Raw genomic sequence first — 25,773 nt, 5'->3', positions numbered from 1 at the left:
TCGCTCTCTGGTTCGTGTGGGGGTGTTGACGCGGTGTCACCAGGATCGTGGAAGGGGCCGGTGACCGCGCCGCTCTCACGGAATCTCCCCAGTGCGGCGGTGGACCACACCGCGTGGCAGGATGACCCCGTTCGAAATGACCGCCGCACGGCCACGGAGGAAAGGGGCGGACCGGCGTTGAGCGAGAACCAGAACCTGCTCGCGGAGCAGCGGCGTGCGCTGATCCTCGACGAGGTACGCAGGCGCGGCGGGGTCCGGGTCAACGAGTTGACGCGCAGGCTCAATGTCTCCGACATGACGGTGCGCCGGGACCTGGACGCGCTGGCCCGCCAGGGGGTCGTCGAGAAGGTGCACGGCGGGGCCGTGCCGGTGGTCGAGGCCAGTACGCACGAGCCGGGTTTCGAGGCGAAGTCGGCGCTGGAGCTGACGGCCAAGGAGGACATCGCGCGGGTGGCCGCGGCCATGGCGGTGCCGGGCAGCGCCATCGCGCTCTCCGGCGGCACGACGACGTTCGCGCTGGCCCAGCGGTTGCTGGAGGTGCCCGATCTGACGGTGGTGACCAACTCGGTGCGGGTCGCCGATGTCTTCCACACCGCGCAGCGGCCGTCGGGGACGTCCGGGGCGCGGCCGGGGGCGGCCACGGTGGTGCTCACCGGCGGGGTGCGGACCCCCTCGGACTCGCTGGTCGGTCCGGTCGCGGACCAGGCGATCGCCTCCCTCCACTTCGACGTGCTGTTCCTGGGGGTGCACGGGATCTCCGTGGAGGCCGGGCTGTCGACGCCGAATCTGGCGGAGGCGGAGACCAACCGCCGGTTCGTCCAGTCGGCGCGGCGGGTCGTGGTGGTCGCCGACCACACCAAGTGGGGCACGGTGGGCCTGAGTTCGTTCGCGGCGCTGGAGCAGGTGGACACGTTCGTGACGGACGCGGGGCTGTCGGCCGCCACCCGTGCGGAGATCGAGGAGCATCTGCCGGGGCTGCTGGTGGCGGGGCGGGGCGCGGACGACGGCGCCTGATCCGCCGTACCCGGCGGGTCCACCGCCCGGTGGCGATGTGCCGGACTTGTCGGACACTCCGTAGAATCGCGGCGTGGCTGTCTTCCGGATCGAGCGCTTCACCTCACTCCCCGCCGCCGAGTCCTGGCGCCGGGTGACGGACTGGGAGCGGCACGCCGCACATGTCCCGCTGACCGGGATCACGGTCGCGGAGGCTTCGCCGACCGGGGTCGGAACGGTTTTCGTGGCGCGTACCGGGCTGGGGCCGCTGGCGTTCGACGATCCGATGGAAGTGGTGCGGTGGGTTCCGCCCGCCGCCGGGCGGGCGGGGGCGTGCCGGCTGGAGAAGCGCGGTTCGCTGGTGCGGGGGCGGGCATCGATCGAAGTGTCCCCGACGGGATCCGGCTCGCATGTGGTGTGGGTGGAGGAGCTGACCGTCCGCCCACTGCCCGGGTGGTGCGATCCGGCGCTCGCCCGTGCGGGGCGCCGGGTCTTCGGCCGGGTCCTCGACGGCCTGCTGGGGCAAGACATCTGACAAGACGTCAGTTATGGTGTGCCCGACCGGTCCCACGACCGCACGGGAGGTACGTTCCATGCCGCGCCGACTCCGTTCCGTGGAGCTGGAATTCGTCGACACCGCCCCGGTGCGGCTGGTCTTCTCCGCCGAGGTGTCCGCGCCGCCGGAGGCGGTGTACCACGCGCTCGCCGACGACGTGCCGGGCTGGCCGGAGTGGTTCACGGCGGTGACGTCCGCCCGCCCCACCCCGGACGGCGGGGGTCGTGTGGTCCGGCTCAAGGGCGGCTTCACCGCACACGAGACCATCATGGCGACGGAGCCCGGCGAGCGGTACGCCTACCGGGCCGACCTGGTCAACGCGCCCGCCGTACGGGCGTTGCTGGAGGAATGGCGGCTGACTCCGGCCGGAGCGGGCACCCGGGTGCAATGGACGTTCGCCGCGGACGGTCCGGCGCCCTACCGGCTGCTCATGCGGCTGGCCCGGCCGGGGGTGGGCCGGGCCTTCCGGGAGGCGGTGCGCAATCTCGACCGGCGGCTGGCGGGGGCCGCCGCGTAGCCGAAGCCCCTGTGGGGCGGACGGTCACCCCAGGGCTGCCGTCCGGGCTTCGTCGAGCGATGTCACGCCGTCGGAGGCGAGGAAGTGGCCGGCGCCGGGGACCACGAGCTCGGACACGCCCAGGAGGCCGGCGAGGCGGTCGGTGTGACCGGTCGGCACGATCGGGTCGGCGTCCGACCGCAGGACGGCGAGCCGGTCGATGTGGCCGCCGAGCCCCGTCACGTCCGGCACCCCGTCGACATGTGCGTCCAGCTCCGGGAGGTCCGGCAGCCGGTCGACGAACCCCGCCACCAGCACCAGCGCGCCCAGGCGCCACGGCCCGGTCAGTGAGCCGAGATGGCGCAGCACCGTGACGCAGCCGAGGCTGTGTGCCACGACGATCGAGCCCGCGTCCGGCGTGCCCAGGACGGCCCCGGCGGCGGCCGCCCACCGGTCGGGGTCCGGGTTCCCGGAGTCCGGGAGGGCGGGGACCACCGTGCGGATGCCGTCGGCTTCGAACCGCCCGGCCAGTCGGCCGAACCAGTGGTCCCCGGGGGTGGCGCCGTAGCCGTGGATGATCGAGGCGCGCCGTTCGGTTGAGGTGTGTGTCATGACGCCGGACGGTACGGCTTCACGTCGGCGTGAAGGTCAAGTCACCGAGGAGGAGCCGTGCTCATAGGCGGACTCGCCGAGCGGACCGGGGTGAGCCCGCGCGCCCTGCGCCACTACGAGGACCGCGGGCTGCTGGTCCCGGCTCGCGACACCAACGGCTACCGGATCTACTCCGACACCGATGTCGACCGGGTGGCGCGGATCAGGACGATGATCGACGCGGGCCTGGGAACGGAGGCGATCGGCCGGTACCTGGACTGCCTCCGCCCGGACGGCGAGGGGGCCCCGCTGGAGATGTGCCCGGCGCTCCGGGCCGAGTTGGAGGCCCTGGCCGGGCGCATCGACGCCCAGCGGGACGGCCTCCGCCGGACCCGCGAGCGCCTCTCCGCGCTCCTGTCCGCCGACGGACGGCAGCTCGGCGGACCGGAGGGAACGGCCGGCCGGTCAGGGCCAGTCGCCGCCGGCCAGGAAGGAGTCGATGGTCGCCGTGTACGGGGCGATGTCCAGGCCCTGTTCGGCGAGCCAGTCGTCGGAGTAGTACTTGTCGAGGTAGCGGTCGCCGGGGTCGCAGATCAGGGTGACGACGCTGCCGGTGGCGCCCTGCCCGACCATCTCGGCGACGAGTTTGAAGGCGCTCCAGAGCCCGGTGCCGGTGGAGCCGCCCGCCTTGCGGCCGATGGCCCGCTCCAGGGCGCGTACGGCGGCGACGCTCGCGGCGTCCGGCACCTTCATCATCCGGTCGATCGCCCCGGGCACGAAGCTCGGCTCCATCCGGGGGCGGCCGATGCCCTCGATCCGGGAGCCGCAGTCGCTGGTGGCCAGGGGGTCGTGGTGGGTCCAGCCGTCGAAGAAGCAGGAGTTCTCCGGGTCGGGGACGCAGATCCGGGTGTCGAACTGCATGTAGTGCACGTAGCGGGCGATGGTCGCGGAGGTGCCGCCGGTTCCGGCCGTGGCGACGATCCAGGTCGGCTCCGGATAGCGCTCCAGCCGCATCTGCTGGTAGATCGATTCGGCGATGTTGTTGTTGCCGCGCCAGTCGGTGGCCCGCTCGGCGTAGGTGAACTGGTCCATGTAGTGCCCGCCGGTCTCCTCGGCGAGCCTGGCGGACTCCTCGTACAGCTTCCGGGAGTCGTCGACGAAGTGACATCGGCCGCCGTGGAATTCGATCAGCCGGCACTTCTCGGGGCTGGTGGTGCGGGGCATCACCGCGACGAACGGGACGCCGATCAGCTTGGCGAAGTACGCCTCCGAGACGGCGGTGGAGCCGCTGGACGCCTCGATCACCGGCTTGCCCGGCCGGATCCAGCCGTTGCAGAGCCCGTACAGGAAGAGTGAGCGGGCCAGCCGGTGCTTGAGGCTGCCGGTGGGGTGCGTCGACTCGTCCTTGAGGTAGAGGTCGATGCCCCAGGCCTCGGGCAGCGGGAAGCGCAGCAGATGGGTGTCGGCGGACCGGTTGGCGTCGGCCTGGACCTTGCGTACCGACTCCTTGAGCCAGGCCCGGTACTCGGCGTCGGAGCGGTCGACGTCGACCGTCTCCATGACCCGTCCGGCGTGCTCGTGCGTCTTGGTGCCCATCAGCCCGTTCCTCCTCTTGCCGCTGTCGCCGTCTCCCGCAACCTACCCTCCCCACCTGCAAAAACGTTCACTTTGACCGGTCATAGCACTGCCTTGGACCTCCGGGACGCCACGGCCGGGACACCCGGCCCGCACGCGGCCTGGCGTCCTGGCCCGGCATTGTGCAGACTGCCCATCAGAGGTGTCATGAAGGGGGCGAAGCAGTCATGAAGGAAACGGAGTTCAGCGCGACGGGAGTCCGCATCGAGCGGTGGGCCCGTTCGCTCACGCGGGCCGGGCAGGTGGTCGTCAAGGACGGCAGGCTCGCCCTGCTGACCAGCAACGGCCGGGAGATCGACAGCGCCCCGGTGGGCACCGTCAGCGCAGGTCGGCCCTGGTTCGCCGGGTCCGACGCCACGGTGGCCCGCCTCAACGGGACGCGGTACCGGCTCACGATGGGACAGCGCAACCACGGCCCGGACCGGACCGGACCGGCCCGCCGGTTCCTGGAGACGCTGCGCAGCGCGGGCGGCCGGACGACCTGACGCGGCCCCCGCGGCGCCGGAAGGCCGCGAGTTGCGGAGCGGTGACCCCTGAGTGACATTGAACACGTCACTCACGGTTCACCGGCGGTGACGGCAGGATCCTCCGCCGGCACCACATCAGCAGCCGCCAACTGCTGGATCCGTTTCTTCGTCTTCTTCCGGACCTCTTTCGGGGAGTCGCAGTCGTGATCACCGACCCAAGCAGGCACTGCACGGTGGAGCTCCAGGCCCTGCCGTCGCGGATCGGCCAGGTACGCAGAATCGTCTCGGCGCAGTTGCGCTCCTGGCATCTCGAACCCTTGATCGACCAGGCCGCACTCGGCGTCACCGAGCTGCTGACCAACGTCCACCGGCACGCCCAGCCGGACAAGTCGTGCACCGTCGAGATGGAGCTGCTGCTCGAACGGCTGACGGTGTCCGTCCACGACCATGATCCGAGGCTGCCGACCGTGCGCCCGCCCAGCATGTCCAGCACCTCGGGACGCGGGCTCGCGCTGATCGCCGCCGTCAGCGAGAGCTGGGGGGTCCGGCCGAGCGGCGGAGCCGGGAAGGTGGTCTGGTTCACCCTTCCGGCCCCACCTTGCCCCGCCGCCCCGCCACCCGGCCCGGTGTACGGAGCCACCACCGACGGCCCCTTCGCGCTGGGTTCCGTCATGTACCTGGGGAGCCGTACGCCGTCCACCGAGCGGTCCGCGGCGGTCGGCTGACCCGTCCGGCGGCGGTCAGACCGTGCCGCTGCCGACGCCCCGGCCGAACCGTTCATCCAGGACGGAGAGCCGGCGCCAGTACTCGTCCTCGTCGATCTCGCCGGCCGCGAAGCGCCGGCCGAGCAGGGCGATCGGCGCCGGTTCGGACGGGGCGGCCTGGGCGGCGCGGTCCTGCCAGGGGGCGCCCCGTCCGCGCCGTCCGGCACGGCGCAGCAGGGTGGTGCCGCCGACGACGACGGCCGTCCAGACGATCGGGATCAGCAGGACCCAGGGCCCGGGCCCGGGTCCGCCGTTGTACGCCAGGATGTTCATCTCACTCGGCTCCCTCGGTTCGGGTGGTGCGGCCGGGGGTTCCCGGCACTTCCGAGCCTCGCCCGGAGCGGGGGCGGTGTCGTCGTACCGCCGGCGGCCGTACGGGTACCCCCTCGGGAGTACCCCGGCGCGGCCGGGTCAGGCCAGCGCGGTCAGCGGGTCGTCCAGGACCGGCTGCCAGGCCAGTTCGGCCGCGCCGACCAGGCTGTTGTGGTCGAGCGTGCACGGCAGGATCGGCACGCTGCCGCTACGGCCCCACAGGCTCCGGTCGGCGACCACCGCGCGCAGCCGTTCCGGGTCGGCGTCGAGCAGGGCGCGGTACAGACCGCCGAGGACGATGCGGTCCGGGTTGAGGATGTTGACCAGTCCGGCGAGTCCGAGGCCGAGCCGGTCGATCAGCTCCTCGGCCGCCCCCCGTACCGCCGCGTCCTCGTACCCCGTACGGAGCAGGTCGCCCGCCTGCTTGAGCAGGGACTCCTCCGGGCCGGGTTCGCGGCGGGCGGCGAGCAGGAAGGCCAGCGGGTCCGTCTCGACGTCCAGGCAGCCGCGTCCGCCGCAGTGGCAGGGGCGTCCGTCGGGGTGGACCGTGAGGTGGCCGACCTCCAGCGCGAGCCCCGAACTCCCGGTGTGCAGGCGGCCGTCGAGGACCAGGGCACCGCCCACGCCCCGGTGGCCGGTGGCCACGCAGAGCAGGTGCCGGGCGCCGCGCCCCGCGCCGTGCCGGTGCTCGGCGAGGGCGGCGAGGTTGACGTCGTTGCCGGTGAACGCGGGGCCGGGGATGCCCGACGCCCGTACCCGGTCGGCGAAGATCTCGCGGACCGGGGCACCGGCCGGCCAGGCGATGTGCAGCGGGTTGAGCGCGGTGCCCTCCGGCTCCGCGACCGCCGAGGGGACCGCGAGGCCCGCGCCGACGCAGCGCAGTCCGCTGTCGCGCAGCAACCGGGCGCATTCGTCGACCACTTCGCCGATGACCTGGGCCGGGTCGGAGGTGACGGCGACACGGCCCGGGGCGGTGGCCACGAGCCGGCCGCCGAGCCCCACGAGGGCGGACCGGAACCCGTCGGCGTGCACCTGGGCGGCGATGACGACGGGCCCGTCCTCCCGGACCGCCAGCCGGTGCGAGGGGCGGCCCTGCGATCCGGCGGCGGAGCCCGGCCGGGAGTCGACCCTGATCAGGCCGAGCGCCTCCAGTTCGGCGGCGACCGCACCGGCCGTCGCCCGGGTGACGCCGAGCTCGGAGGTGAGCACGGCGCGGGTGGGCGCGCGCCCCGTGTGGATCAGCTCCAGCGCGGGTCCGAGCGCGCTGCGGCCCCTCTCCAACTTCGTCCGGGTGGTGGACACCTTGCCGTTCATGGGGGCGAGTCTCCCATGATTCCCGGGCCGCACCGGACCCCCCGGTGGTGTGGGGAGACTGCCCGCAGCCGTCTTGCGTCGACCGCCGGAGCGCCTCTATCCTCACTTTGTGCCGCAACTAAACAAACTGCGGACGGCTCTTCCGGGGGACCCCGGCGGTGACCCCGCCGCGCCTCCCTCGCCCCGTCTCCGTACCGCCCTGACCCTCTTCTTCGCCCTCGACGGCTTCCTCTTCGCCGGCTGGGTGGTCCGCATCCCCGCGATCAAGCAGCAGACCGGCGCCTCCGCCGCCACGCTGGGGCTCGCCCTGCTCGGGGTGTCCGCCGGGGCCGTGGTGACCATGATGTTCACCGGGCGGCTCTGCCGCCGCTTCGGCAACCATCCGGTGACCGTGGCCTGCGGCGTCCTGCTCCCGCTCGCCATCGCACTGCCCGCACAGACGCGTTCGGCCCTCTCGCTCGGGCTGGTGCTGCTGCTCTTCGGCGCCGCGTACGGCGGGATCAACGTCGCGATGAACAGTGCGGCGGTCGATCTGGTCGCCGCCCTGCGGCGCCCCGTGATGCCGGGCTTCCACGCCGCGTTCAGCCTCGGCGGGATGGTCGGCGCCGGGCTCGGCGGGCTGGTCGCGGGCGGCCTCTCCCCCGCCACGCACCTCCTCGCCCTCACCGTGATCGGGCTGCTGGTCACCGCGGTGGCCGGGCCGGTGCTGCTGAGCCGTCCGGCGCCGCCGCCCGTGGCCGGGGCGACGGGGTCCGGCGCTCCCGGGATGAGCGGGCGGACCAGGCGCCTGGTGCTGCTGTTCGGTGTGATCGCGCTCTGCACAGCGTACGGCGAGGGCGCGCTGGCCGACTGGGGCGCCCTCCATCTGGAGCAGGACCTGCACGCCCACCCCGGCGTGGCCGCCGCGGGCTACTCCCTGTTCGCGCTGGCGATGACGGCGGGGCGGCTGAGCGGCACGGCGCTGCTGGAGCGGCACGGCCAGACCCGCACCCTGGTCATGGGCGGCTCGACGGCCGCGGCGGGGATGCTGCTCGGCGCGCTCGCGCCCAGCACGTGGGCGGTGCTGCTCGGCTTCGCGGTCACCGGTATCGGTCTGGCCAACATCTTCCCGGTCGCGGTCGGCCGGGCCGGTGCGCTGGCCGGGCCCGGCGGGGTGGCCGCCGCGTCGACGCTCGGCTACGGCGGGATGCTGCTCGGGCCGCCCGCCATCGGCTTCCTGGCCGAGTGGTCCTCGCTCCCGGTGGCCCTCACCACGGTGGCGGTGCTGGCCGTCGCGGCGGCGGCGCTGGGCTACGGGGCGCGCGGCACGGCGCACGGCTGAGCCCGCGCACCGCACGTGGCCCGGCACCGCCCGCCGTCAGCCGAGCCAGCCCGGCCGCACCAGCCCCGACTCGTAGGCGAGCACGACGAGCTGGGCCCGGTCGCGGGCGCCGAGCTTCACCATCGTGCGGCTCACATGGGTCTTGGCGGTGAGCGGGCTGACCACCAGCCGCCGGGCGATCTCCTCGTTGGAAAGCCCCATCCCGACGAGCGCCATCACCTCGCGCTCCCGTTCGGTGAGCCGGTCCAGCCCGGCCGTCCGCGCGGGCACCCGGGAGCGCGCGGCAAACTCGGCGATCAGCCGGCGGGTGACTCCCGGGGAGAGCAGGGCGTCGCCGCCGACCACCGCGCGTACCGCGCGCAGCAGTTCCTCCGGCTCGGTGTCCTTGACGAGGAATCCGGAGGCTCCGGAGCGGATCGCCTCGAAGACGTACTCGTCGAGCTCGAAGGTGGTGAGCATGACGACCCGGACCCCGTCGAGGCGGGCGTCGCCCGTGATCGCCCGGGTCGCGGCGAGGCCGTCCAGGCGGGGCATCCGGATGTCCATCAGGACGACGTCGGGCCGCAGTTCGGCCACCAGGCGCACGGCCTCGGCCCCGTCGGCGGCCTCCCCCGCCACCTCGATGCCGGGCTGGGCGTCCAGCAGGGCACGGAAGCCCGCCCGGACCAGCGACTGGTCGTCGGCGAGCAGTACGCGGATCACGGATCCTCCTCCTGGTGCGCGGCCGGGCCGGACGTCCCGGTCGGCAGCGGCAGTTCGGCGCGGACCCGGAAGCCGCCGCCGGTCCGGGGGCCGGCCTCGATGGTGCCACCGAGCCCGGCGGCCCGCTCCCGCATCCCCGCCAGACCGTTGCCGCTGCCTCCGGCGTCCGTGCCGGTCGCGGGTCCCTCGTCGTCGATCCCGAGCCGGATGCGGTCGGGCCGGTAGCCGACGCGGACCCGCGCGGTACGCGATCCGGAGTGCCGGACCACGTTGGTCAGCGCCTCCTGCACGATACGGAAGGCGGCGAGGTCGGCGCCGGGCGGCACGGACCGGCGCACGCCGTCGGTCTCGACGGTGACGGTGAGTCCGGTGGACGCCGCCTGCTCGACGAGTTCGGGGAGCCGGTCGAGTCCGGGCGCCGGCGCCGTGGGGGCGTCCCCGGGGGTACGCAGGGTGTCCAGGACCTGGCGGACCTCGCCGAGGGCCTCCTTGCTGGCGGCCTTGATGGCGGTGAGGGCCGCCCGCGCCTGTTCCGGGTCGGAGTCCAGCAGGGCGAGCCCCACGTTCGACTGGACGTTGATGACGGAGATGCTGTGGGCGAGCACGTCGTGGAGCTCGCGTGCCATCCGCAGCCGCTCCTCGTCGGCCCGGCGCCGCTCCGCGGCCTGCCGTTCCGCCCGGCGGTCCGCCCCCTGTTCGCGGCGTACCCGTACGAACTCCGCGGCGGCCGCGAGGGCCAGCACCCAGGCCGTGATGCCCAGCTCCTGCCCCCAGCCGGCGGCCCGGTCCCCGGCGGGCGGCAGCCACCGGTAGAGCCAGTGCGCCACCAGGACATGGCCCAGCCACACCAGGCCGACGGCCGCCCAGGCGGCCCGCCGGTGCCCGGCGACGACGGCACCGAAGCAGCCGACGGCGACGGCCAGGAAGACCGGACCGTACGGGTAGCCGGCCGCCAGGTAGGCCGTCGCCGCGACCGCGCTGCCGTAGGCGGCCGCCACCGGATACCGGTGCCGGAGCAGGAGCACGGCGACCGCCAGCAGGAGGAGCAGCCGCGCGACGGGGTCCAGGGGCAGGCGGCCCTCCGGCCGGACCCGCGCCGCGACGGCCGAGCCCGCGAGGACGACGGCGCCGAGCAGGACCGTCGACACCCACGGCAGCCGGGCGGCGGGCCCTCCCGGCGCCCCGGTCAGCCAGCGCGGCGGCCCGACCCGCACCCGGGGAAGGCCGCCGATTCCGGGCGCACGCCGCTCGTCCATGACGGCCACGCTAGGGGGTGGGCCCCGGTGACGGCGTCGGCCGGGGGTGGTGGTCGCCCGTACTCCCCGGGGAGTACGGGGCCGTTCAGGCGCCGGGCAGGCCGACCGTGCGGGCGAGTGCGGTGACGGCCTCCCGGAAGAAGACCTCCCGGTCGTCCACCACCCGGTGGAACTGGCCGAAGATCTCGAAGGAGACCAGCCCGAACAGCTGCGACCACGCGGCGATCAGCGGGGCCACGGCCTCCGGCGGGAGGTCGGGGGCGAGGTCCGCGACCTGCCGTTCCGCTTCGGCGCGCAGGTCACCGGCGAGCGGCGGCGGGGCCAGCTCGCCCGCGCGGTGGGCGTCCGCGACCACGGTGATCAGGACGAGGCCGACCCGGGCGGCGGGGCCGATCGTGGCCTGGGGCGCGGTGTAGCCGGGCACGGGCGAGCCGTAGATCAGGGCGTACTCGTGGGGGTGGGCCAGGGCCCAGCCGCGCACCGCCCGGGTGGCCGCGAGCCAGCGCGCGAGGTGCGGGGCGTCCTCGGCGAGGGCGGCGCGGTGGGCGGCTTCGGCGGCGGCGCCCACGGAGTCGTACGCGTCGACGATCAGGGCGGTGAGCAGCTCGTCCCGGCTGGGGAAGTAGCGGTAGAGGGCGGACGAGGCCATGCCCAGCTCGCGCGCGACGGCGCGCAGCGAGAGCTTCGCGGCGCCCTCGGCGGCGAGCTGTTTCTTCGCCTCGTCCTTGATCGCCGCGGTGATCTCCGCGCGGGCGCGTTCCCTGACTCCTCGGACAGTGCTCATGTCCTCAGTCTGCCATGGAGGAAGAGCACCGACCAAGAACGAGAGCAGTGCTCTTGCTTTGCAGTACCCCTCTCGTGCACACTGATCTCAAGCGAGAGCACCGCTCTCAAAAAGTCGAGGAGTCCCCATGTCCCAGCCGTACTACCTCCGTGGCAGCGCGATGAACGTCCGGATGAACGGCCTGATCGGCTGGCTCGCCCGCCGAGGTCTCAGCCTCTTCGGCTCCGCCGAGCTGTCGGTGCCCGGCCGCAAAAGCGGGCAGATGCAGCGCGTACCGGTGAACCCGCACACGTACGGGGGCGCGCGGTACCTGGTCTCCGCGCGGGGCCACTCCCAGTGGGTGCGCAACATGCGCGCGGCCGGCGGCGGCGAACTGCGGGTGGGCCGGAAGGTCCACGCGTTCACGGCCGTGGAGATCGCGGACGACGAGCACAAGGCACTCGTCGTCCGCGCCTACCTGGAGCGGTGGGGCTGGGAGGTCAAGGACTACTTCAAGGGCATCACGGCGCAGTCCTCGGACGCCGAACTGCTGGCGGCCTGCCCGGACCACCCCGTCTTCCGGATCGCCGTGGAACGGTGACCGTACGCCCGAACGGGCCGGGGCTAACGGTCCATCGCGGACAGGGCGCGCTGCGCCAGCGGATGCGTACGGACCAGCTCACCGAGCGAGGTCGTGCCCCGGGTGATCCCGGCGAACGCGTTCCAGGCCGGGCGGAAACCCGTCAGCACGGCGTGCAGCACTCCGGGACGGCGCTCGAACAGCTTCAGCATCCGCCGCCCGACGCCCATCTCGACACCGAGGCCGGCCTTGATGGCGAACGCGTAGTTGAGTGCCTGGCGACGGGCGTCCACCGCGTCGTGGGACTCCGCGATCCGGACCGCCCATTCACCGGCCAGCCGTCCCGACCGCAGGGCGAAGGAGATCCCCTCGCGGGTCCACGGCTCCAGCAGCCCCGCCGCGTCGCCGCAGACCAGGACCCGGCCCCGGGAGAGCGGCGAGTCGTCGCTGCGGCAGCGGGTCAGATGGCCGGAGGAGATCTTCGGCTCGAAGCCCGCGAGGCCGAGCCGGGCGATGAAGTCCTCCAGGTACCGCTTGGTGGCCGCGCCCTCGCCGCGTGCCGAGATCACGCCGACGGTCAGGACGTCGCCCTTGGGGAACACCCAGCCGTAACTGCCGGGCAGCGGGCCCCAGTCGATCAGCACCCGGCCGGCCCAGTCCTCCGCGACCGTGGCCGGCACCGGGATCTCCGCCTCCAGGCCGAGGTCCACCTGGTCGAGCTTGACGCCGACATGGGCTCCTATCCGCCCCGCGCTGCCGTCGGCGCCGACGACCGCGCGGGCCAGCACCGTCTCACCGCCGGACAGCACCACGGCGACCGTGCGCCGGTCGGGCACCGCCGCACCGTGCTGCTCCACCCGCGTCACCGTCGCGCCGGTGCGCAATTCGGCGCCCGCCTTCTGCGCCTCCTCGACCAGGCCCGCGTCGAACTCCGGGCGGTTGATGAGCCCGAAGAGCATCCGCTTCGAGCGGCGGGTCCGCGCCAGACGGCCGTTGAGCGAGAAGGTGACCGCGTGGATCCGGTCCCGCAGCGGCAGTTCGAAGCCGGGCGGCAGCGAATCGCGTGAAAACCCGATGATGCCGCCGCCACATGTCTTGTACCGGGGAAGCTCCGCCTTCTCCAGAAGCAGCACCCGCCGTCCGGCGACTGCCGCCGCGTATGCCGCCGAGGCCCCGGCCGGTCCGCCGCCGACTACGACGACGTCCCACACGGACGACTCTTCGTGCTCCTGTACGGCGTCTGCGTTCTCGCTGCTCACGATGTGCTTCTGCTCCCGATCCCACCAGTGGCCCATGCTGCTCACGGCATCCTACGGCGCGTCTCCCCCGGCCCCCGCTGTGGGAGGATCGACCGTACGTTCGTCCCGCGTGCGACGCCGCACACTCGGTGCGCATGCGGCCGGATTCATCCAGATAACGTCGCACCCACGAGGAGCGTGCCCATGACCGCCCGTCCGATCGCCGAGACCATCTCCTCGCTGATGCCCCGCGCCAAGTCGGAGCTGGCCGAGCTGGTGGCCTTCCAGTCGGTGGCGGACCCCGCGCAGTTCCCGAAGAGCGAGTGCGAGGCGGCGGCCGACTGGGTCGCCGACGCGCTGCGCGCCGAGGACTTCCAGGACGTCGCCCTGCTCGACACCCCCGACGGCACCCGCTCGGTCTACGGCTTCCTGCCCGGCCCGGCCGGCGCCCCCACCGTGCTGCTGTACGCGCACTACGACGTGCAGCCGCCGCTCGACGAGTCCGCCTGGCTCTCCCCGCCGTTCGAGCTGACCGAGCGCGACGGCCGCTGGTACGGGCGCGGCGCGGCCGACTGCAAGGGCGGCTTCATCATGCACCTGCTCGCGCTGCGCGCCCTCAAGGCCAACGGCGGCGTGCCGGTCTCCGTCAAGGTGATCGCCGAGGGCTCCGAGGAGCAGGGCACCGGCGGTCTGGAGCGGTACGCGGAGGCGCACCCCGAACTGCTGGCCGCCGACACCATCGTCATCGGCGACACCGGCAACTTCCGGGTCGGACTGCCGACGGTCACCGCGACGCTGCGCGGCATGACGATGCTGCGGGTCACCCTCGACACCCTGGAGGGCAACCTGCACTCCGGGCAGTTCGGCGGCGCCGCCCCGGACGCCCTGGCCGCGATGATCCAGCTGCTGGCGTCGCTGCGCGCCGAGGACGGCACGACGACCGTCGACGGACTCGCCCAGGACAGCGAGTGGGACGGACTCCAGTACCCGGAGGCCGACTTCCGCAAGGACGCGAAGGTGCTCGACGGGGTCGGGCTGATCGGCACCGGCACGGTCGCCGACCGCGTCTGGGCCCGGCCCGCCGTCACCGTCATCGGCATCGACTGCCCGCCGGTGCTCGGGGCCACGCCCTCGGTGCAGGCGAGCGCGCGGGCCCAGGTCAGCCTGCGGGTCCCGCCGGGCCAGGACGCCGCCGAGGCGACGGAGCTGCTGACCGCCCACCTCCGGGCGCACACCCCGTGGGGGGCCAGGATCTCGGTGGAGCAGGTCGGCCAGGGCCAGCCCTTCCGGGCGGACACGTCCAGCCCCGCGTACACCTCGATGGCGCGGGCGATGGAGTTCGCGTACCCCGGCGAGAAGATGCAGACGTCCGGGATGGGCGGCTCGATCCCGCTCTGCAACACCCTCGCCGCCCTGTACCCCGAGGCGGAGATCCTGCTCATCGGGCTGAGCGAGCCGGAGGCGCAGATCCACGCGGTGAACGAGAGCGTGTCGCCCCAGGAGCTGGAGCGGCTCTCGCTCGCCGAGGCCCTGTTCCTGCGGAACTACGCGGAGTCCAAGCAGGGCTGACCGCGCCCGTCCGGCCCGTTCCGGGTCCCGCTACGCGTTCGGCGAAGCTCGCCGAGAGCGTAGAACGGGGTCCCGGGGCGGGCCGGACACGTACGTTCGCGGCATGGACCTCGTCGAAGTGCTTCCCCGGCTGCACATGTTCCGTTTCCCCATCGGTCAGGCCTATCTGTGGCGTGACGGCTCCGATCTGACGCTGATCGACGCGGGCGACGCCGACGCCGCGCCCGCGATCGAGGGCGGGATACGCGAACTGGGCCTGGACCCGGGCCGCATCTCCCGGATCGTCGTCACCCACGGGCACGAGGACCACTACGGCGCCGCGCGGGAACTCGCCGACCGGCACGGTGCCGAGATCCTCGCGCACGGCGCGGACGCGGCGGTGATCCGGGGCGAGGAGCCGATGGCGCCCCCCGTGATCCTGGACTGGGAACGCCCGTTGTGGGAGCGGACGCGGACCGTTCCCGCCGCCCCGCCGACCCGGGTCGACCGCGAGCTGGCCGACGGCGACGTCATCGGGTTCGGCGGCGGGGCCCGGGTGGTGCACGCCCCGGGCCACACCCCCGGCTCGATCGGGATCCATCTGCCGGAGCACGACGTGCTGTTCACCGGGGACTGCGTGGCCGGGGTCGGCCGGGTGATCCTCGGCGTCTTCAACATCGACCCGGCCCTGGCCCTGGCCTCCTTCCGGCGGCTGGCCGCGCTGGAACCGGACACGGTCTGCTTCGGCCACGGCGATCCGGTGGCCCGGGGCGCGGCGGCGGTGCTGCGCGCCTCAGCCGACGGGGACCCCGGCCTCCAGGTTGAGCACGGCTGAGCGCTCCCGGGCCCGCAGCGCCCAGCGCAGCCGCTCGAACCGGGTCGGCGGCAGCAGGTCGGCGGCCTCCTCCTCGGTGACGAACCGCCAGCCGCGCAGCTCGGAGCCGGGGAGGAGCAGCCGCCGGGCGTCCGCCCCGGTGAGCAGCCCGCCGTCGAAGAGCAGCCGCAGCCCGCCGAATCCGGGTGGGTCGGGCGCCTCCCAGTCGACGACCAGGAGCTTGGGCACCCGGTCCAGGTGGATGCCGATCTCCTCGAACACCTCGCGGATGCCGGCCTGGGCCGGCGCCTCCCCGGACTCCACCACCCCGCCGGGGAACTCCCAGCCGGGCTTGTACGTCGGGTCGACGAGCAGCACGCGGTCGTGCTCGTCGAAGAGCAGCACCCCGGCGGCCACGGTCTCCGCGGTCGGCTCGGGGGTCTGGACGATCTCGCACGGGGTGGCGGTGCCGTCGCCGACCGCCTCGGCGATCCGCTGGGCCGTCGCGTACGGGGTCAGCGCCCCGGAGTCGACGAGGTGCGCGTCCCGGGTGAGCCAGCCGAGGGCCGCCCGGTAGGGCTCGATGTGCTGGTAGGCCCACTGCCGTACCCGCTCGCTGTGCTCCGGGTCGTCGGGGTCCTCCACCCGTTCGGCGATCCGTGCACGCAGGATCGTTTCCTCGGGTGCGAGCAGGACATGGTGCACGGGAATGCGCCGGGAGGCCAGCCCACCGAAGATCTCGTCGCGGTACTCCTGTCTCAGCAGGGTCATCGGCACCACCAGGACCCCGGGCACCTCGGCGAGCAGCGCCGCGGCGGTGTCCACGACCAGGCGGCGCCAGATCGGCAGCTCCTGGAAGTCGGTCACCTCGGCGAGTCTCTTCTGGGGCAGCAGCTGCCGCAGCCCCGCGCCGACGAGCTCGGGGTCGTACAAAGTGCTGTTCGGGATCAGATCGATCAGTTCACGCGCGACGCTCGACTTGCCCGCGCCGAACGCGCCGTTCACCCAGACGATCACGGTTCCCCCTCTTCCGTAGCCCCCTGAGGCTTGCCCGCAACACCCCGCCGCGAAAACCCGGCCGGGGCGGCGGTTGTCTCCCGGGCCGGACCGACGGCGGCGGCCGGGGCCCTCAGCCCTTGGTCGAGCCGAGGGTGAGGCCCGCGATGAAGTGGCGCTGGAGCAGCAGGAAGACCACCAGGGTGGGCAGGGCGACGATCACCGATCCGGCGGCGAGCAGATTGTAGTCGGTGAAGAACTGCCCCCTGAGGTTGTTCAGCGCCGAGGTGATGGGGAGCTTGTCCCCGTCGGAGATGAAGACCAGCGCCCACAGGAAGTCGTTGTACATCCAGGTGAACTGGAGCGTGCCGAGCGCGGCCAGGGCCGGGCGGCACAGCGGCAGGGTGATCCGCCAGTACCGGGTCCACACGCCCGCTCCGTCGACGACCGCCGCCTCCAGGATCTCCTGCGGCAGGGTGCGCATGAAGTTGGCCAGGACGAAGACGCAGAAGCCGAGTTGGAAGCCGATCTGCACGACGACGACGGCCCAGTAGGAGTCGTACATCGTCATCGAGTCGGACATCCAGTACGGCAGCGGGACGCGGTTGAACAGCACGTACAGCGGGGTCACGATCACCTGTTGGGGCAGCAGGTTCCCGGCGGTGAAGAGCATGAGCAGGACGAGGCTGCCGCGCATGTGCAGCCGGGCCAGCGCGAAGGCCGCGAACGAGGCGAGGAAGAGCGTGACGAGCACTCCGGGGACGGCGATGAGCAGGGTGTTGACGAAGTACTTCGTCATTCCGGAGTCGGTGAACGCCTGCCGGTAGTAGTCCAGGGAGAGGTGGCGCGGCAGCGAGAAGTAGCCGTGCTCCGAGGTCTCGTCGTACGGCCGCAGCGAGGCGTACACCGCGAGCAGGAGCGGGGCGAGGAAGGCGACGGAGACCGCGGTCAGGAAGAGGTGGACGCCGACGCGGCCGGGGCGGAAGCGGCGGCGGGCGGGCCGGACCGGCGGCGGGCCGGGCCGGACGGGGGCGGCTGGGGCGCTCAACGGTTCTTCTCCCCTCGGTACTCCTGGACGAGGTACGTCACGACGAAGCCCAGGGAGACCAGCAGCAGGACCACGGCGATGGCGGAGCCGAAGCCGATCCGGCCGGCCTCGCCGATGATGTTGTCGGTGACCAGCACCGAGAGCAGTTCGAGTCCGTTGCGGCCGTGGTTGACGGCGTACACGATGTCGAAGGCGCGCAGGGACTCGATGACGGTGATGACGCCGACGATGACGTTGACCGGGCGCAGGGTGGGCAGGACGACGCGGAAGAAGGTCTGGGCCTCGCCCGCGCCGTCGATCGCGGCGGCCTCCTTGAGCGAAGGGTCGACGGCCTTCAGCCCGGCGAGGTAGAGGATCATCACGTAGCCGGTGTGCCGCCAGGCGGCGGCGAGGAGCACCACCCAGATGTTGAGGTCCGGGTCGCCGAGCCAGTCGGTGGGTGAGGCCGTGTCCCCGAGGACGGCGTTGAGGGCGCCCTGGTCGCGGGAGAAGACCAGTTGGGCGATGAAGCCGACCACGGCGAGCGAGAGCACGACGGGCATGTACAGCGTCGACTGGTAGAAGCGGCTGAAGCGCACGCCCCGGTCGATGAGTACGGCCAGCAGCAGGCCGAACGGGGCGGCGACCAGCCCGAGGAAGGCGAGCCAGAGCAGATTGTGCCGGGCCGCGGGCCAGAACGGCGGGTAGTTGGTGAAGAGGTTCTCGTAGTTCCGGGCACCGGCCCACTTGATGTCCCCGACACCGTCCCAGTCGGTGAAGGAGAGGGCCACGGAGGCGAGGGTCGGCCCCCAGACGATAACGATGTCGAGCAGGACGGGCATGCCGAGCAGCACACCGAGTACGGCGAGGTCGCGGCCGGTGAACCGCCGCATGGACCGCCGTCCGGCGCGCCGGGCCGGGTTCAACGACACGGTCGGGGCTCCAGGTTCGGTCGGATGACGTCGGGATGGGCCGGGGTCAGCCGGCGGCGAAGATGGACTTCTTCTGCCGTTCGATGCTGTTGACCAGTCCGTCCACGTCGTTCGGGTCGCTGATGAACTGCTGGATCGCCGGGATCATGACCGTGGAGGCGAAGTCCGGCCGGGTGTCCCGGTCGAGGAACTGGGAGATCTGCTTCGCCCCGGAGACCAGTTCCACCGCCTTCTTCTGGATCGGCGAGTACGCGGAGATGTCCGCCCGGTCGTTGACCGCGATGTTGTTCGGGTCGCTCTTCAGGTAGATGTCCTCGGCCTTTCCGGTGGCCAGCCACCGGAGCAGGTCCTTGGCGCTCTCCAGGGTCTTCCGGTTCTTGAGGTTCTTCGACTTCGCGGCCAGCAGGAACCCGTCGATGGGCGCTTCGACGGCGTCCTGCCCGTGTTCCGGGGCGATGACGGGGAAGGGGAAGAAGTCGAGGTCGTCCTGTTCGTCCTTGGGGAACTGGGCGCCGGGGTGCGGCAGTCCGAAGACGCCCATGCCGGCCTCCTTCTTCTGGAGGCTGGTGGCCGCCTCCTGCCAGGTACGGCCGTTGGCACCGGGCTGGCAGTACGGGAGGAGCCGCCGCCAGGTGTCGAAGACCTCCCTGACCCGCTTGTCGGTCCAGGCCACCTCGCCGGCCATCAGGCTCTTGTGGAACTCGTAGCCGTTGGTCCGCATGTCGATGTAGTCGAAGGTGCCCATGGCGGGCCAGCCGTCCTTGTCGCAGAAGGCGATCGGGTCCAGCTTGTCCTTCCGCATCTGCCGGGCGAGCGCCACGTACGCGTCGAGCGTCTTCGGCGCCTGGTAGCCGCGGTCGGCGAAGAGGCTCTTCCGGTGGAAAACGGCCCACGGATAGTAGTAGTACGGCGTGAGGTACTGCTTTCCGTCAGCCCCGGTGGACTGGGCCTTCAGCGCGTCGGAGAAACCCTCGTATTCCTGCCAGAGATCGCTGATGTCGTGCAGCAGACCCTTCTCGGCGAAGAACTGCATCCGGTTTCCGGCGAACCACATGAAGACGTCGTCCGGCTTGCCCTGCAGATATCGGTTGATGTTCTCCTGGAAGGTGTTGTGGTCGACGGTGTTGACCTTCACCTTCCGGCCGTCCGACTGCTCCTCGTACGCGGCGAAGGCGTCGGCGAATGCCTTCTTCGGCACCGGGTCGGAGGAATTCGACCCGAGGGTGATCGTCTTTCCGTCGCCGCCGGGGCCGCTCCCGCAGGCGGTCAGCAGCGCGGGCAGCGCCACGGCTCCGGCACCGACGGCCGCACCACGCAGCAGGCTCCGCCGGGACATCCGATGTCCCGCCACACTTCCCGGCACGGTGTACCTGCCGTCATCAGACTGCGTCATGCCCCACTCCCTCGGAGATGCAACCCAACACAACCGAACGTGCGCTTGGATCTCACTCCCAACTATTCGCTCCGTCAAGGGTTTTGACGAGATGCCAGTTAACCGGCGCCACTCCCCTTCCAACAGACTCCAACACGCTCTAACGTAATCGCACTCATTGGCGTGCACATGTCGCCATCCGATCATGCGAGTGTGGAGGAACGTAACGATGCGTCATCTTCCAACCCGTACAACCCGAACCGCTCGGGCGGGCCGCCGGGCCGCCGGAGTGCTGGCGGCCGGGCTGCTGTGCGCGGCCGGAACGGCCGTACCCGCCGGTGCCGCGGACTCCCCCGCGCCGCGCCGCACTGTCGCCCCGCAGTCCGAAAACGGCCTTGCGCTCACCCCGCCCATGGGATTCAACAACTGGAACTCCACGCATTGCCGGGCCGAGTTCGACGAGTCGATGGTCAAGGGGATCGCCGACATCTTCGTCGAGAAGGGCCTCAAGGACGCGGGATACCAGTACATCAATCTCGACGACTGCTGGGCCGCACCGCAGCGCAATGCGGAGGGAAAGCTGGAGGCCGACCCGAAGCGCTTTCCGAACGGCATCAAAGCCGTCGCGGACTACGTCCATTCCAAGGGTCTCAAGATAGGCATCTACACCAGTGCCGGCACCAGGACCTGCGACAGCGTCGGCCTCCCGGGCGCGCTGGGCCACGAGTACAGCGACGCCCGGCAGTTCGCCGACTGGGGCATCGACTACCTCAAGTACGACAACTGCAACAACCAGGGCGTCGACGCCAGGCAGCGCTATACGACGATGCGGGACGCGCTGGAGGCGACCGGCCGCCCGATCGTCTACAGCATCTGCGAATGGGGCCAGAACAAGCCCTGGGAATGGGCCGGTGAGGTCGGCAACCTCTGGCGCACCACCGGCGACATCAACGACAGCTGGGGCAGCATGCTGTCGATCATGAAGCAGAACCTGCCACTGGCCGCGGCGGCCGGGCCCGGCCGCTGGAACGACCCGGACATGCTGGAGGTCGGCAACGGCGGCATGACGGACACGGAGTACCGCACGCACTTCTCCATGTGGTCCGTGATGGCGGCACCGCTGCTCATCGGCTCCGACCTGCGCAGGGCGAGCGCGGAGACCTACGAGATCCTCTCCAACCGCGAGGTCGTCGCGGTCGACCAGGACCCGCTCGGCAAGCAGGGCACCGTACTGTCCTCCACCGACGGACGCTGGGTGGTCGCCAAGGAGATGGCGGACGGCAGCCGCGCGGTCGCCCTCTTCAACGAGACCGACAGCGCCCAGCACATCGCGACGACCGCAGCCGGGGCGGGACTGCCGGAGGCCGACGGCTACACGGTGCGCGACCTGTGGGAGCACCGGACGTACAACACGGCGGGCACCCTGGCGGCGACCGTCCCGGCACACGGCACCGTGCTGCTGCGGGTGGCCGCCGACGACGGCTGGGCCGCGTACCCGCCCGCGGTCGGGCTCGGGATCGACTCCGCACCACTGCTGGAGGCCGGCCGCACCACCACCCTGACCACCACCGTCACCGACCTGGGCCGCACCCCGGCCAGGGCGGTGTCGGCCCGGCTGGACGGCCCCTCGGGCTGGCGGGTGGAAGCGGTGTCGCCGACCGGCGCGCCCGCCCTGCCCACCGGCCGCTCCCTCACCACGCGCTGGCGGGTGACGGCCCCCGCGTCCACCCCCGCCGGCGCGTACGGTCTGACCCTCGACGTCCGCTACCGCGCGCCGAACGGGGCCCGCGCGCGGTCCACGGTCCCGCTCGGCGCCCATGTGGTGGTCGCGCCCCCGGCGGGCGACAGCTTTCTGAGTGATCTGCCGCGGCTCTCCGCGAGCAACGGCTGGGGCCCCGTCGAGCGCGACACCAGCAACGGGGAGAGCGCGGCGGGCGACGGCAACCCGATGACGATCGGCGGCACGGTCTTCGCCAAGGGGCTCGGTGTGCACGCCTACAGTTCCGTCGAGTTCTACGCGGGCGGCGCCTGCTCCACCGTGACGGCGCGGGTCGGTGTGGACGACGAGAAGGGCGCCAAGGGATCGGTCGCCTTCGAGATCCGGGCCGACGGCAGGACGGCCGCGTCCACCGGCGTGCTGACCAACGCGATGCCCGCGCAGCCGATCACCGCGGACGTGGGCGGCGCGCGGGTGGTCCGCCTGGTGGTCACCGACGGCGGGGACGGCACCGACTCCGACCACGCGGACTGGGCGGATCTGCGGATCACCTGCTGACGGATCGCCGGGCGGGCTGCCGCGTACCACGCCCCCGAATCCGCCCGGCGCATCCCCGTACCCCCGGAACCGGACCTCCGCGGGCCCGCCCGGGCGAGTCCCGCGCACCGCACCACGGCGGCCCGGTCAGTCGCGGGCGGCCGGACCGCCGTCCGGCCCCGCCCGCAGGGCCGCCGCCGCCGCGCCCACCAGGCCCGCGTCGGCCCCCATCACCGCCGGGGCCACCTCGATCCGGCGGACGAAGGACAGCGTGGCGTACCGGCTCAGCGCCCGGCGCAGCGGTACGAAGAGAACGTCGCCCGCACCGGCCACTCCCCCGCCGACCACCGCGATGTCGATCTCGACGAGGACGGCGGTGGCGGCGATCCCGGCGGCCAGCGCCTGGGCGGCACGCTCGAAGGAGGCCAGCGCCGCCCCGTCGCCCGCCCGCGCGGCGGCGGCCACGGCGGCCGCCGAGGTGTCGCCGTCCGGTCCGGGCCGCCAGCCGTCCGCCAGCGCCCGGCGGGCGATGTTCGGGCCGCTGGCGATGCGCTCGACGCAACCGCGCGAACCGCACGGGCAGGGATCGCCGTCCAGGTCCACACTCACATGGCCGATGTGTCCGGCGTTGCCCGTGGGGCCGGGGTGCAGCCTGCCGTCGAGTACGAGTCCGCCGCCGACGCCGGTCGACACGACCATGCACAGCGCGTTGCCGTACCCCCGGGCGGCACCCAGCCAGTGCTCGGCGGCCGTCATCGCGACCCCGTCGCCGACCAGCTGGACCGGCATCCCGCCGACCACCCCGGCCACCCGCTCCACCAGCGGGAAGCCGCGCCAGCCGGGGATGTTGACCGGGCTGACCGTACCGGCCGAGGCGTCGACCGGGCCCGCGCTGCCGATGCCGACCGCCGTCACCCGCCCCCACCCGGGCGATCCGGTCAGCTCGGCCAGCACCTCCGCGACCGCGCCCATCACCGTCCCGGCGTCCTCCCGGGCCGGCGTCGGACGCTGCGCCCGGACCACCAGGGTGCCGTCGCCGCCCACCAGCGCTCCGGCGATCTTGGTGCCGCCGATGTCCAGCGCGGCGACGAGATCGGATGGCATGGGTGCGGCTCCGTGGGTAGGGGGCGGGGACCTGCGGCTTCGGGAATCGGCCCGGCTCAGTCTCCCTGCCGCTGACAACGTTGTCCAGGGCCTATGCTCGACCGCACACGACCCGGCCCGCTCCATGGCACCGCCCGTGCGGGAGCAGGCCGGTCCGCACCAGAGGACAGGACAAGCGCACCGTGGCCGAGACCGCCCGTCACTCCGAGCCCCGCTACGGCAACCGGCCGACCATGAAGGACGTGGCCGCCCGCGCCGGGGTGGGCCTCAAGACGGTCTCCCGTGTGGTCAACAGCGAGCCGGGCGTCACGCCCGACACCGAGCGCCGGGTCCAGGAGGCCATCGAGGCGCTCGGGTTCCGCCGCAACGACAGCGCGCGGGTGCTCCGCAAGGGCCGCACCGCCTCGATCGGCCTGGTCCTGGAGGATCTCGCCGACCCGTTCTACGGACCGCTGAGCCGCGCGGTGGAGGAGGTCGCGCGGGCCCACGGCGCCCTGCTCATCAACGGGTCGAGCGCCGAGGACCCGGAGCGCGAGCAGGAGCTGGTGCTCGCGCTGTGCGCCCGCCGGGTGGACGGGCTCATCGTGATCCCGGCAGGTGACGACCACCGCTATCTGGAACCGGAGATCAGGGCGGGCGTCGCCACCGTCTTCGTGGACCGCCCGGCGGGCCTCATCGACGCCGACACGGTCCTGTGCGACAGCTTCGGCGGTGCCCGCGAGGGCGTCGCGCACCTGATCGCGCACGGCCACCGCCGGATCGGCTTCATCGGCGACCAGCCGCACATCCACACCGCCACCGAGCGGCTGCGCGGCTACCGCGCCGCACTGGCGGACGCGGGTACGGAGGCCGGGGACGCCTGGGTGTCGCTCGGCCCGACCGACCCGGCGCGGGTACGGGCCGCCGCCGAGCGGATGCTCTCCGGCCCCGAGCCGGTCACCGCGATCTTCGCGGGCAACAACCGGGTGACGGTGACGGTGGTGCGGGTCCTCGCCGAGCTGGAGCGCCGTGTCGCCCTGGTCGGCTTCGACGACATCGAGCTGGCCGACCTGCTCGGCATCACCGTCGTGTCCCAGGACGCCGCGGCCGCCGGGCGCACCGCGGCCGAGCATCTCTTCCGCCGGCTCGACGGGGCCGGGCACGCCCCGGCCCGGGTGGAGCTGCCGACCCGGCTCGTGCCGCGTGGCTCGGGCGAGCTTCCGCCCGCCTGAGCCACGCGGCCTGAGCGGCCCTCGCGGAGGACGCGCTACGGCGCGGTGACGGTGAGGTCGGCCCGGCGGGGCGAGGCGAAGCCGTCGAGGTCCTCGCGCGTCAACCCGGTCAGCCGGGCGACCTCGGCGGTGTCCAGGGCGCCGCAGTCGATGCCGCGCAGGAGGTAGCCGCTGAGCGCCTTGGCGGTGGCCGGCTCGTCCATCACGTCGCCGCCGGCCTTCGCCACGTACGCGGCGAGCCGCGCGGCGGCCTGCTCCAGGCCCTCGCGGTAGAAGGTGTACACGGCCGCGTACCGGGTCGGCAGGTGGGCCGGGTGCATGTCCCAGCCCTGGTAGTAGGCGCGGGCCAGGGCGCGGCGGGTGAGGCCGTAGTGGAGCCGCCATGCCTCGTGCACCCGCTCGGTGGGGCCGACCGGCAGGACGTTGGTGGAGCCGTCGGAGACCCGTACGCCGGTGCCCGCCGCGGCGACCTGCATGACGGCCTTGGCGTGGTCGGCGGCCGGGTGGTCGCTGGCCTGGTAGGCGGCGCTGACACCGACGCAGGCGCTGTAGTCGAAGGTGCCGTAGTGCAGGCCGGTGGCCCGCCCCCGGGCCGCGTCGATCATGCGGGCGACGGCGGCCGTGCCGTCGGCGGCGAGGATGGACTGGCTGGTCTCGATCTGGATCTCGAAGCCGATTCGCCCGTCGGGCAGCCCGTGCGCCCCCTCGAAGGCTTCGAGCAGCCGGACGAAGGCGGTGACCTGCTCCGGGTAGGTCACCTTGGGCAGCGTGAGGACCAGCCCGTCGGGCAGACCGCCGGCCTCCATCAGGCCGGTGAGGAAGACGTCCGTGGTACGGATGCCCCTGTCGCGCACGGCGGCCTCCATGCACTTCATCCGGATGCCCATGTACGGGGCCGCCGTGCCGTTCGCGTACGCCTCGGCGACCAGCCGGGCGGCGCGGGCCGCCGTCGCGTCCTCCTCGGCGTCGGGGCGGGGGCCGTAGCCGTCCTCGAAGTCGATGCGCAGGTCCTCGACCGGCTCGCGCTCCAGCTTGGCCCGGACCCGGTCGTGGACGGGTCCGGCCAGCTCCTCCGGGATGCCGAGGACGGCGGCGAAGGAGGCGGCGTCGGGGGCGTGCTCGTCGAGGGCGGCCAGGGCCTGGTCGCCCCAGGACCGGATGGTGCCGGCGGCGAACGCGTCGCCGGGGACGTAGACGGTGTGGACCGGCTGGCGGGTGCCCGGGTCGCCCGGGTAGCGGCGCGCGAGCTCGGCGTCGACCGCGGTGAGGGAGGCACTGATCTCCTCGCTGACCGCACCGGCGAGGCTCGTTGCCACCTTCTCCTGCTGACCCATTTCCACACCCTTCACAGTCACGCTGTTTCCGCTTCCCGGAATCAACAATCCGTATAGTGAAGTTATAAGGCCCCCGGACCTGCGTCAATGGTGGCAGGAACGGGTGCGGGGCCGTGCGGTGTGTACCGCGCGGCCCCGCACCCGTTCCCCGTCCCGGGGGTCGTCAGCCCTTGCGGGTGTTGATCTCCTCGGT

General features: G+C 72.8%; 25 protein-coding genes and 1 pseudogene. 12 read left to right on the top strand and 14 right to left on the bottom strand.

Annotation, left to right across the window (positions count from 1 at the left end; genetic code table 11):
- Window positions 1–177: 177 nt before the first annotated feature.
- The 3 genes from ACIQGQ_RS25540 (at window position 178) to ACIQGQ_RS25530 (ending at window position 2,066) form a co-directional block, all read left to right on the top strand.
- Entirely contained in the window at window positions 178–1,014 is an 837-nt protein-coding gene (locus tag ACIQGQ_RS25540) for a DeoR/GlpR family DNA-binding transcription regulator (RefSeq protein WP_402399268.1), read from the top strand.
- 73 nt (window positions 1,015–1,087) lie between these two features.
- Window positions 1,088–1,528, top strand: coding sequence for an SRPBCC family protein (locus ACIQGQ_RS25535; RefSeq protein ID WP_402399265.1), 441 nt, complete (start codon window positions 1,088–1,090; stop codon window positions 1,526–1,528).
- A gap of 58 nt (window positions 1,529–1,586) precedes the next feature.
- Window positions 1,587–2,066 carry an SRPBCC family protein gene (locus ACIQGQ_RS25530; protein WP_402399263.1) on the top strand — a complete coding sequence of 160 codons (480 nt, stop codon included), beginning with the start codon at window positions 1,587–1,589 and terminating at the stop codon, window positions 2,064–2,066.
- A gap of 24 nt (window positions 2,067–2,090) precedes the next feature.
- On the opposite strand, the gene ACIQGQ_RS25525 is transcribed toward ACIQGQ_RS25530, so the two are convergent.
- On the bottom strand, window positions 2,091–2,657 hold the full coding sequence (locus ACIQGQ_RS25525) for an RBBP9/YdeN family alpha/beta hydrolase (RefSeq protein WP_402399260.1): 567 nt from the start codon (window positions 2,655–2,657) through the stop codon (window positions 2,091–2,093).
- A gap of 57 nt (window positions 2,658–2,714) precedes the next feature.
- Between ACIQGQ_RS25525 and ACIQGQ_RS25520 the strand changes: the two are divergent.
- A pseudogene (locus ACIQGQ_RS25520) lies at window positions 2,715–2,903 on the top strand (MerR family transcriptional regulator); the annotation flags it as partial.
- Window positions 2,904–3,101: 198 nt separating this feature from the next.
- Here the strand turns inward: ACIQGQ_RS25520 and ACIQGQ_RS25515 are convergent.
- Entirely contained in the window at window positions 3,102–4,232 is a 1,131-nt protein-coding gene (locus ACIQGQ_RS25515; protein ID WP_402399257.1) for a PLP-dependent cysteine synthase family protein, read from the bottom strand.
- A 206-nt stretch (window positions 4,233–4,438) separates the two neighbouring features.
- On the opposite strand from ACIQGQ_RS25515, the gene ACIQGQ_RS25510 reads away from it, so the two are divergent.
- Together ACIQGQ_RS25510 and ACIQGQ_RS25505 are read left to right on the top strand one after the other, a co-directional pair.
- A complete protein-coding gene (locus tag ACIQGQ_RS25510) occupies window positions 4,439–4,756 on the top strand; it encodes a hypothetical protein (protein ID WP_352277827.1) in 318 nt (105 codons plus the stop codon).
- 185 nt (window positions 4,757–4,941) lie between these two features.
- A complete protein-coding gene (locus tag ACIQGQ_RS25505) occupies window positions 4,942–5,463 on the top strand; it encodes an ATP-binding protein (protein WP_402399254.1) in 522 nt (173 codons plus the stop codon).
- 15 nt (window positions 5,464–5,478) lie between these two features.
- On the opposite strand, the gene ACIQGQ_RS25500 is transcribed toward ACIQGQ_RS25505, so the two are convergent.
- Window positions 5,479–5,775, bottom strand: a complete 297-nt coding sequence (locus ACIQGQ_RS25500) for an SHOCT domain-containing protein (RefSeq protein ID WP_402399251.1) — start codon at window positions 5,773–5,775, stop codon at window positions 5,479–5,481.
- 138 nt (window positions 5,776–5,913) lie between these two features.
- Window positions 5,914–7,128, bottom strand: coding sequence for an ROK family protein (locus tag ACIQGQ_RS25495; RefSeq protein WP_366298005.1), 1,215 nt, complete (start codon window positions 7,126–7,128; stop codon window positions 5,914–5,916).
- Window positions 7,129–7,237: 109 nt separating this feature from the next.
- Between ACIQGQ_RS25495 and ACIQGQ_RS25490 the strand changes: the two genes are divergently transcribed.
- Window positions 7,238–8,449, top strand: coding sequence for an MFS transporter (locus ACIQGQ_RS25490; RefSeq protein ID WP_402399248.1), 1,212 nt, complete (start codon window positions 7,238–7,240; stop codon window positions 8,447–8,449).
- Between the two features lie 36 nt (window positions 8,450–8,485).
- Here the strand turns inward: ACIQGQ_RS25490 and ACIQGQ_RS25485 are convergent, their stop codons facing one another.
- The 3 genes from ACIQGQ_RS25485 to ACIQGQ_RS25475 all read right to left on the bottom strand — a co-directional run bounded on the left by ACIQGQ_RS25485 (window position 8,486) and on the right by ACIQGQ_RS25475 (window position 11,191).
- On the bottom strand, window positions 8,486–9,151 hold the full coding sequence (locus ACIQGQ_RS25485) for a response regulator transcription factor (RefSeq protein ID WP_366298003.1): 666 nt from the start codon (window positions 9,149–9,151) through the stop codon (window positions 8,486–8,488).
- Window positions 9,148–10,407 (bottom strand): sensor histidine kinase, encoded by a 1,260-nt coding sequence (locus ACIQGQ_RS25480; protein WP_402399245.1) that lies wholly within the window; start codon window positions 10,405–10,407, stop codon window positions 9,148–9,150. Before ACIQGQ_RS25480 ends, ACIQGQ_RS25485 begins: the two co-directional genes overlap by 4 nt.
- Window positions 10,408–10,492: 85 nt before the next feature.
- Entirely contained in the window at window positions 10,493–11,191 is a 699-nt protein-coding gene (locus ACIQGQ_RS25475; RefSeq protein WP_402399242.1) for a TetR/AcrR family transcriptional regulator, read from the bottom strand.
- Between the two features lie 127 nt (window positions 11,192–11,318).
- Between ACIQGQ_RS25475 and ACIQGQ_RS25470 the strand changes: the two genes are divergently transcribed.
- On the top strand, window positions 11,319–11,771 hold the full coding sequence (locus tag ACIQGQ_RS25470) for a nitroreductase family deazaflavin-dependent oxidoreductase (protein WP_402399240.1): 453 nt from the start codon (window positions 11,319–11,321) through the stop codon (window positions 11,769–11,771).
- A gap of 23 nt (window positions 11,772–11,794) precedes the next feature.
- Here ACIQGQ_RS25470 and ACIQGQ_RS25465 read toward each other — a convergent pair whose 3' ends face one another.
- Entirely contained in the window at window positions 11,795–13,009 is a 1,215-nt protein-coding gene (locus tag ACIQGQ_RS25465; RefSeq protein WP_402399237.1) for a geranylgeranyl reductase family protein, read from the bottom strand.
- A gap of 183 nt (window positions 13,010–13,192) precedes the next feature.
- On the opposite strand from ACIQGQ_RS25465, the gene ACIQGQ_RS25460 reads away from it, so the two are divergent.
- Window positions 13,193–14,557, top strand: a complete 1,365-nt coding sequence (locus ACIQGQ_RS25460) for a dipeptidase (protein ID WP_402399234.1) — start codon at window positions 13,193–13,195, stop codon at window positions 14,555–14,557.
- A gap of 103 nt (window positions 14,558–14,660) precedes the next feature.
- Entirely contained in the window at window positions 14,661–15,371 is a 711-nt protein-coding gene (locus tag ACIQGQ_RS25455) for an MBL fold metallo-hydrolase (RefSeq protein WP_402399232.1), read from the top strand.
- Here the strand turns inward: ACIQGQ_RS25455 and ACIQGQ_RS25450 are convergent.
- From ACIQGQ_RS25450 to ACIQGQ_RS25435, 4 genes are all read right to left on the bottom strand, one after another.
- The gene (locus ACIQGQ_RS25450; RefSeq protein ID WP_402399230.1) at window positions 15,330–16,367 is read right to left on the bottom strand and encodes an NUDIX domain-containing protein; all 1,038 of its coding nucleotides are present in this window, start codon (window positions 16,365–16,367) and stop codon (window positions 15,330–15,332) included. The two genes, ACIQGQ_RS25455 and ACIQGQ_RS25450, sit on opposite strands and share 42 nt — an antisense overlap.
- A gap of 112 nt (window positions 16,368–16,479) precedes the next feature.
- Window positions 16,480–17,394, bottom strand: a complete 915-nt coding sequence (locus tag ACIQGQ_RS25445) for a carbohydrate ABC transporter permease (RefSeq protein WP_402399228.1) — start codon at window positions 17,392–17,394, stop codon at window positions 16,480–16,482.
- Window positions 17,391–18,266 (bottom strand): carbohydrate ABC transporter permease, encoded by an 876-nt coding sequence (locus ACIQGQ_RS25440; RefSeq protein WP_402399703.1) that lies wholly within the window; start codon window positions 18,264–18,266, stop codon window positions 17,391–17,393. Before ACIQGQ_RS25440 ends, ACIQGQ_RS25445 begins: the two co-directional genes overlap by 4 nt.
- Window positions 18,267–18,351: 85 nt before the next feature.
- Complete coding sequence (locus ACIQGQ_RS25435) at window positions 18,352–19,641, bottom strand: ABC transporter substrate-binding protein (protein ID WP_402399699.1); 1,290 nt, start codon at window positions 19,639–19,641, stop codon at window positions 18,352–18,354.
- 265 nt (window positions 19,642–19,906) lie between these two features.
- On the opposite strand from ACIQGQ_RS25435, the gene ACIQGQ_RS25430 reads away from it, so the two are divergent.
- Window positions 19,907–21,952 (top strand): NPCBM/NEW2 domain-containing protein, encoded by a 2,046-nt coding sequence (locus ACIQGQ_RS25430; RefSeq protein WP_402399225.1) that lies wholly within the window; start codon window positions 19,907–19,909, stop codon window positions 21,950–21,952.
- A gap of 126 nt (window positions 21,953–22,078) precedes the next feature.
- Here ACIQGQ_RS25430 and ACIQGQ_RS25425 read toward each other — a convergent pair whose 3' ends face one another.
- Window positions 22,079–23,035, bottom strand: a complete 957-nt coding sequence (locus tag ACIQGQ_RS25425) for an ROK family protein (protein WP_402399223.1) — start codon at window positions 23,033–23,035, stop codon at window positions 22,079–22,081.
- Between the two features lie 182 nt (window positions 23,036–23,217).
- Between ACIQGQ_RS25425 and ACIQGQ_RS25420 the strand changes: the two genes are divergently transcribed.
- Window positions 23,218–24,246, top strand: coding sequence for a LacI family DNA-binding transcriptional regulator (locus ACIQGQ_RS25420; protein ID WP_402399220.1), 1,029 nt, complete (start codon window positions 23,218–23,220; stop codon window positions 24,244–24,246).
- Window positions 24,247–24,281: 35 nt separating this feature from the next.
- On the opposite strand, the gene ACIQGQ_RS25415 is transcribed toward ACIQGQ_RS25420, so the two are convergent.
- Complete coding sequence (locus ACIQGQ_RS25415; protein WP_402399218.1) at window positions 24,282–25,580, bottom strand: DUF6986 family protein; 1,299 nt, start codon at window positions 25,578–25,580, stop codon at window positions 24,282–24,284.
- Window positions 25,581–25,773 lie beyond the last annotated feature (193 nt).

Source organism: Streptomyces sp. NPDC092952, assembly GCF_044754785.1.
GTDB lineage: Bacteria > Actinomycetota > Actinomycetes > Streptomycetales > Streptomycetaceae > Streptomyces.
This window is presented reverse-complemented; position numbering and strand designations above follow the sequence as displayed.